The sequence below is a fragment of the Streptomyces sp. NPDC104814 genome, from assembly GCF_055583185.1.
On the sequence record NZ_JBVJOL010000018.1, the window covers coordinates 109265 to 116391 of the forward strand.

The window sequence follows — 7127 nt, forward strand, 5'->3', positions numbered from 1 at the left end:
GGGCTCTACCGCCGGTCCCGTCGGCGCGCTCGCTGGTGACGCTGCGGAGTGTGACGGTACATCCCGCCCCCGTGTCAAACGGGAAAAGCCCGCAACGGCCACTCGAACGGTAACCCGAGAAACGCCGATCCTGCCGCCCGGAGTGCCCACCCGCCGTTTCGGCCCTGTCCGGAGCGTGACGTTCCCATTACCCGTGGTCGAGCCCACGGCGCGGCCTCAGACCTGGGAGAAGCACCACAGTCCGGCGCCCAGCGCGGCCATCGCCGCGAGCGCCGCGAGGGCCGCCGATGCGACCGGCCTCACACCGCCGGCCACCGGCCGGCCGTGCCGCACCCGGACAGCGGTCCACACCATCAGTGCGCCTCCGAACAGGGCGAACACCGCTCCTGTGAAGATCGCCGGTCCGCTCTCCATGGCTGGCGTGCCCAATGTTCTCCCGTCCGCGAGTGCCCGGTGCCGGGAGAGTGACACGCACGGGCAGCGGGCAGACGAACCCCGGGTGAACGGCCCGCCGCCGATCACCCCGATCCACGCCCGGCAGCCTCGCCGGGACAATTTTTCCGCCTAATTTTCGGGCGGCGAGAATTTCCGGGGCGGGGTGGGGGCTGCGCCTACCCCGTGGGACGGACTGAGGCAGAACGGGCGCGCCAGGCCGACGGGCGCGTCGGGCGGGACGGGCGCGTCGGGCGGGACGGGCGCGTCGGGCGGGACCGCGGGACGGGCGGACGGGCGCACCAGTCAAACGGGCGGTGCGCCGGTTGGGCGGCTGCGCCCGGGCGAGCGGCGGCCGCGCTCGGCCGACGGGCGCACAGGCGGTCCCGGCGCGCCCCCCTCACTCCTCAGCCGTCACTCAGTCCTCAGCCGTCACTCCTCAGCCGTCACTCGGCCGGCTCGATGAAGCCCTGCTCCACCAGCAGGCGGATCTGCGCGGGTGTGCGGTCGCGCAGGAGCACCGGGTCCTCGCCCATGAGCTGGGCGATCGCGTCGAGGATGCGGCCCGCGCTCAGCGTGCCGTCGCAGACGCCGGCGAAGCCCGCGCCCACCGTGTCGACCTTGGTGGCCCGGCGCATGCCGCGGTTCTGCCGCAGCACCACGTGCTCCGGGTCCTCGGCGCCGGGCAGCCCGACCTGCTCCTGGACCACCTCGGCGGTCAGCCGGTAGCTCGCCGCGAGCAGCGCCGCGTCGTCGTGCTCACGCAGGTGGTCCAGCCGCCGGAAGTGGGCCCGGACGGTGTCGCCGAGCGGCTGCTCGACCGGGTGCGGCCACTCCTCGACGGTGATCGACGGCTCGTCGGAAGCCGTACGGCGCAGGGTGATCCAGCCGAACCCCACGGCCTTGACCTTGCGCGCCTCGAACTCCTCCAGCCAGGCGTCGTACCGCGCCTGGTACTCGGCCGGGTCCGCACGGTGGTCACCCGCGTCCCTCAGCCACAGCTCGGCGTACTGCGTGATGTCCTGCACCTCGCGCTGCACGATCCACGCGTCGCAGCCGCGGGGCACCCATGACCTGAGCCTGTCCTGCCAGTCCTCCCCCTCGACGTGCTGCCAGTTCGCGAGGAACTGCGCGAACCCGCCCACGTTCAGCCGTTCCCCTGCCCCCTGAACGAGCGAGCGGCACAGATCGTCCCCGCCCATCCCTCCGTCCCGGTAGGTGAGCCGGGCCCCGGGCGAGATCACGAACGGCGGGTTGGACACGATCAGATCGAAGGTCTCGTCGTCCCGCAGCGGCTCGAACAGCGAGCCCTGCCGCAGATCCGCCTCGGGCGCCCCGGACAGGGCCAGCGTGAGCGCGGCGATGTGCAGCGCCCGCGGATTGAGGTCGGTCGCGGTCACCCGCGTGGCGTGCTGCGCGGCGTGCAACGCCTGGATGCCCGATCCGGTGCCCAGGTCCAGCGCGGCGGCAACCGGCGTACGCACCGTGATCCCGGCCAGGGTCGTGGAGGCCCCGCCGACCCCCAGCACGACCTCTTCGTTCCGGCTCCCGATGCCGCCGGCGCCCCCGACCGCGCACCCCAGGTCGGAGACGATGAACCAGTCCTCCCCGTCGGCACCGCCGTACGGCCGCACGTCCACCGCGGCGGCTACCTCGTCGCCATCGCCCACCGCGACCAGCCACCCGCTCTCCAGGCACGCGTCCACCGGCAGCACGCCCGCGACCCGCGCGAGCGGCACCGGCTGCTGCAGCAGGAACAGCCGTACGAGCGTCTCCAGCGGTGTGTCACCACGGGTCGCCCGCAGCGCGGGCACGGTCTCGCTGCGCGCCAGCGCCGCGTAGGCGGGCGCCCCGAGCAGATCGAGCAGCCCGTCGGCAGTGAACGAAGCCCCGAGCAGCGCATCGCGCAACCGCCCGGCGACATCGCGATCGACGGAGGGCAGGGGGAAGAGGGTGGCAGTACTCACGCCCCCATTGTGTCCCGCGCCCGCGGCCCGCGCCCCGACGGCCGCGCAGCCGCCCCGCCGGGGCCCCGGACCGGAAACCGGGCGGGAGCGTCGAGCGCGACCGTCAGCTCGCGCTCCCCGAGGGCGCCGCAGGCGCAGACGCGGCCTTGCAGCTCTCCTGCTTGCTCATCGCCTTGCCGACGTCCCCCTCCTCCAGGTTCTTCAGCGCGTCGCTCCCGCTCTTGCTGAGCTTGTCCAGCTCGGTGGCGATCCCCTTCAGCCCGTCGGCGAACTTCCCCTGGTCCGAGGTGTTCAGCGCGTCGACCTGCGTCTTCAGCGCCGCGTACTTCGCGGACAGCGCGTTCAGTTCCGTCACCGCGTCGCGCTGCTTCTTCTCGCCACCGTCCACGTTCGGCGCGCCGGCACGCTGCACCGCGGCCCCGATCGCCTTGTACGCGTCGGACATGTCCTGGAAGGCCCGCGCGTCGGTCGCCTGGACGTCCTTGGGCGCGCTGTTGTCCGAGGTCTCCTTCTGGATCGCGGCGTTCGCGGCCTCGATCTTCTTCGCCTGCGGCTGAACGGCGTCACAGACCTGCTTGGCCCAGGCGTCCAGTTTCTCGTTGCCGTTGTCGCTGCTGCTGCATCCGGACACCGCCAGTACCAGTACCGCACCGCCGGACAGTGCGGCCGCGAGCTTCTTGTTCACCGGATTGGTCCCTTCCATGGCTCTCGGCCCCGGAACATACACGCCACCCACGCGTCACCCGCACTCCGGATGCCCGCTTGGTCCCCTTTTGAAGCCATTAGCACCAAGCGAGAGAAGGCTCACGAACCCGGTTCAGGCCACCCGCCGCACACAGCGGAGCGGGCGGCCACCGCGCCAACACGCGCGGCCCGCCCGCTCCTTGGGAAAACCCCCTCGGCTCACCAGCCGATCAGATCGGCTCCCGCACTACGAAACCACCGCCGGATCGGCTGACTTGGACGTCGGCTCGGCGTTGTCGTCCTCGTCGCCCACGGCGATACCGCGCCGCTTGGAGATGTAGACCGCCACGAGGATCACCAGGAACGCGAGCACCGCCACCAGCACCCGCACCGCGATGCTCTTGTCCGCGCCGTAGGAGAACTTGATCACGGCGGGGGCGATGAGCAGCGACACCAGGTTCATGACCTTCAGCAGCGGGTTGATGGCCGGGCCCGCGGTGTCCTTGAACGGGTCGCCGACGGTGTCGCCGATGACCGTCGCCGCGTGCGCCTCGCTGCCCTTGCCGCCGTGGTGGCCGTCCTCGACGAGCTTCTTGGCGTTGTCCCAGGCGCCGCCGGAGTTGGCGAGGAACACCGCCATCAGCGTGCCCGCGCCGATCGCGCCCGCCAGATACGCGCCGAGCGCACCGACGCCGAGCGTGAACCCGATGAAGATCGGCGCCATCACCGCGAGCAGTCCGGGCGTGGCCAGCTCCCGCAGGGCGTCCTTGGTGCAGATGTCGACGACCTTGCCGTACTCCGGTGTCTCCGTGAAGTCCATGATTCCGGGCTTCTCACGGAACTGCCGGCGCACCTCGAACACCACTGAACCCGCCGACCGCGACACCGCGTTGATCGCCAGTCCCGAGAAGAGGAAGACGACCGCCGCGCCCGCCATGAGGCCGACGAGGTTGTTGGGCTGGGAGATGTCCATCGACAGGGTCAGCGGCGCGCCGGCGCCGGTGAGTCTCTCGCCCACGTCACGGACGTTCGAGGTGATCGCATCGCGGTACGACCCGAACAGTGCCGATGCCGCGAGTACGGCCGTGGCGATCGCGATGCCCTTGGTGATGGCCTTGGTGGTGTTGCCGACCGCATCGAGGTTGGTGAGCACCTGCGCACCGGCGCCCTCGACGTCACCGGACATCTCGGCGATGCCCTGGGCGTTGTCGGAGACCGGCCCGAAGGTGTCCATCGCCACGATCACACCGACCGTGGTGAGCAGGCCGGTGCCGGCCAGCGCGACCGCGAACAGCGCGAGCATGATCGACGTACCGCCGAGCAGAAACGCCCCGTACACGCTCAGGCCGATCAACAAGGCGGTGTAGACGGCCGATTCGAGCCCCACCGAGATACCGGCGAGGACGACGGTGGCCGGGCCGGTGAGGGACGTCTTGCCGATGTCCCTGACCGGGCGGCGGGTGGTCTCGGTGAAGTAGCCGGTCAGCTGCTGGATCACGGCGGCCAGCAGGATTCCGATCGCCACCGCGACCAGCGCGAGCACGCGCGGGTCGCCGTCCTTGCCGCGGATCGCCAGATCGGTGACCCCGTCGAGGTCGGAGTACTTCGCCGGGAGGTAGACGAAGACGGCGACCGCGACCAGCGCCAGCGAGATCACCGCGGAGATGAAGAAGCCGCGGTTGATCGCGCTCATGCCGCTGCGGTCGGCGCGGCGCGGCGCGACGGCGAAGATGCCGATCATCGCCGTGATCACGCCGATGGCGGGAACGAGCAGCGGGAAGGCGAGACCGGAGTTGCCGAAGGCCGCCTTGCCGAGGATCAGTGCGGCCACCAGGGTGACCGCGTAGGACTCGAACAGGTCGGCGGCCATGCCGGCACAGTCGCCGACGTTGTCGCCCACGTTGTCGGCAATGGTCGCGGCATTGCGCGGATCGTCCTCCGGAATGCCCTTCTCGACCTTGCCGACCAGGTCGGCGCCGACGTCGGCGGCCTTGGTGAAGATGCCGCCGCCCACCCTCATGAACATCGCGATCAGTGCCGCGCCCAAGCCGAAGCCCTCCAGCACCTTCGGCGCGTTCGCCGCGTACACCAGCACCACGCAGGACGCGCCCAGCAGGCCGAGCCCCACCGTGAACATGCCGACGACGCCACCCGTACGAAAAGCGATCTTCATCGCTTTGTGCGAAACAGCGGTGAGATCTTTTTCCGGCTCACCGGGTGCCGGAGTCGCTTCCCGGGCCGCCGCGGCGACCCGCACATTGCTGCGTACGGCGAGCCACATGCCGATATAGCCGGTGGCTGCCGAGAAGGCCGCGCCGATCAAGAAGAAGATCGACCGTCCGGCCCGCTGATTCCAGTCGTCCGCGGGCAACAGCATGAGCAGGAAGAACACGACGACGGCGAATACGCCGAGCGTGCGCAGCTGCCGGGCCAGATAGGCGTTGGCGCCTTCCTGGACGGCGGCCGCGATCTTCTTCATGCTGTCGGTGCCCTCGCCCGCCGCGAGCACCTGGCGCAGCAGCACGCCCGCGACCACCAGGGCGGCCAGGGCGACGACGCCGATGACCACGACCAGGATGCGGTTGTCGTCGGTCAGTACCGCGGCTGCGAGAGTCGAGGGGTGGCCCAATCGATGTGAGATGGAAAGCTCCGCCATTCGTCCTCCTTGACGCTTGGGCTGAGCTCACGATGTGGACGGATTGTAGGTACCCGCTCCCGATGTAAACAGGGCGCGGGAAACGGAATTCGCCGTCGCCGGGTAATGGCCTGAGGGCATTCCCGGGGCGGTTTTCCCGAGACCTCTCCGGTGACACCTGGATCGTGAATTTCTTCACGACATGCAATCGCCCCTTAACGCCCCACGTCGGAGGCGATGCGCTGCGTGAACCACTGTAGGTGCGGCCACTGACATCCGCACATGACGAAGGGCCCCACGAGGGGGCCCTTCGGTGTCGCGGGTGGTCGCGAAGCGGTCAGGTGAGCGCCGTGGCCGGCGGTGTGGTCGGCCACGTCATCCGGATCTGCCCGCCGTGCTCCCCGGCGGTGACCTCCACGTCGTCGACGAGGCCTGAGATGACCGCGAGGCCCATCTCGTCCTCCTCGACCTCCGCGTCGGCGCCACCGCCCTCGGCGCCGGCCGCTCCCGCGCCGGGGGTGGCATGCCGCGCCTCGTCGCCGACCTCGATGGAGAACTGCTTCTCCTCCTCGATCAGCAGCACCTTCACGGGGGCACTGATGCCACCGCTGCGGTGCAGTCCGACAGCACGCGAGCAGGCCTCGCCGACGGCGAGCCTGACCTCGTCGAGGACGGCCTCGTCCACCCCGGCCCTGCGCGCCACCGCTGCCGCCACCAGTCGGGCGGTCCTGACGTGCTCGGGCAGCGCGCTGAAGCGGAGTTCAACGGTGGCCATGCATCCCCCTCGCGACTACGGGCGTGCTGTCGAGGGGCCGGGCCGCACGGGCCCGGTCCCCCTGCTGTTCCACTCGGCCGTCCCGGGCGTGCCGGGGCGGCGGGCTCAGTCGGTGGCCGCCACCGCTTCGTCGACCGAGGTGTGAATCGGGAACACCTTGGTCAGACCGGTGATACGGAAGATCTTCAGAATGCGCTCCTGGTTGCACACCAAGCGCAGCGAGCCCTCATGGGCGCGCACCCGCTTGAGTCCGCCCACCAGCACGCCGAGCCCGGTGGAGTCGAGGAAGTCCACGCCCTCCATGTCGACGACGAGGTGGAAATTCCCGTCGTTCACCAGCTCGACCAGCTGCTCGCGCAACTTGGGCGCGGTATATACGTCGATTTCGCCACCGACCTCGACGACCGTACGATCGCCGACGGTACGGGTCGACAGGGACAGGTCCACGGATCCTCCAGCACCTTGCTATCGAGCGGTCGTCCCTCGGGACACCTCGGCTTGCAGCCCCAAGGACGGTTCGCCAGCCGCGATGGCATTCGATCACTTACCGGCAGGCGTGCACGACGCCTTGACTCCATTGTCCGTCACGCCAGTGACACACTCGGTGCCGATGGCCAAGAATCACCGATCCGAT

Annotated in this window: 6 protein-coding genes; all 6 read right to left on the reverse strand. The window is 70.2% G+C overall.

All coding sequences use genetic code 11. From position 1 onward, the window contains the following. Nucleotides 1-216: 216 nt before the first annotated feature. Entirely contained in the window at nucleotides 217-414 is a 198-nt protein-coding gene (locus tag ACZ64A_RS36345) for a hypothetical protein (protein WP_469816251.1), read from the reverse strand. Between the two features lie 464 nt (nucleotides 415-878). Beyond that, nucleotides 879-2399, reverse strand: coding sequence for a DUF7059 domain-containing protein (locus tag ACZ64A_RS36350; protein WP_469816253.1), 1521 nt, complete (start codon nucleotides 2397-2399; stop codon nucleotides 879-881). Between the two features lie 103 nt (nucleotides 2400-2502). After that, a complete protein-coding gene (locus tag ACZ64A_RS36355) occupies nucleotides 2503-3102 on the reverse strand; it encodes a small secreted protein (RefSeq protein ID WP_469816255.1) in 600 nt (199 codons plus the stop codon). Between the two features lie 228 nt (nucleotides 3103-3330). Further along, the gene (locus ACZ64A_RS36360) at nucleotides 3331-5739 is read right to left on the reverse strand and encodes a sodium-translocating pyrophosphatase (protein WP_469816257.1); all 2409 of its coding nucleotides are present in this window, start codon (nucleotides 5737-5739) and stop codon (nucleotides 3331-3333) included. A 316-nt stretch (nucleotides 5740-6055) separates the two neighbouring features. After that, nucleotides 6056-6493 (reverse strand): ATP-binding protein, encoded by a 438-nt coding sequence (locus tag ACZ64A_RS36365; protein ID WP_469816259.1) that lies wholly within the window; start codon nucleotides 6491-6493, stop codon nucleotides 6056-6058. A 105-nt stretch (nucleotides 6494-6598) separates the two neighbouring features. After that, nucleotides 6599-6940, reverse strand: a complete 342-nt coding sequence (gene bldG, locus ACZ64A_RS36370) for an anti-sigma factor antagonist BldG (RefSeq protein ID WP_009189842.1) — start codon at nucleotides 6938-6940, stop codon at nucleotides 6599-6601. Nucleotides 6941-7127 lie beyond the last annotated feature (187 nt).

What these genes read in the sequence shown, in the direction of transcription:
- ACZ64A_RS36345 (WP_469816251.1), bottom strand. Translation starts at nt 414, where the DNA reads ATGGAGAGCGGACCGGCGATCTTCACAGGAGCGGTGTTCGCCCTGTTC.
- ACZ64A_RS36355 (WP_469816255.1), bottom strand. Translation starts at nt 3,102, where the DNA reads ATGGAAGGGACCAATCCGGTGAACAAGAAGCTCGCGGCCGCACTGTCC.
- ACZ64A_RS36360 (WP_469816257.1), bottom strand. Translation starts at nt 5,739, where the DNA reads ATGGCGGAGCTTTCCATCTCACATCGATTGGGCCACCCCTCGACTCTC.
- ACZ64A_RS36365 (WP_469816259.1), bottom strand. Translation starts at nt 6,493, where the DNA reads ATGGCCACCGTTGAACTCCGCTTCAGCGCGCTGCCCGAGCACGTCAGG.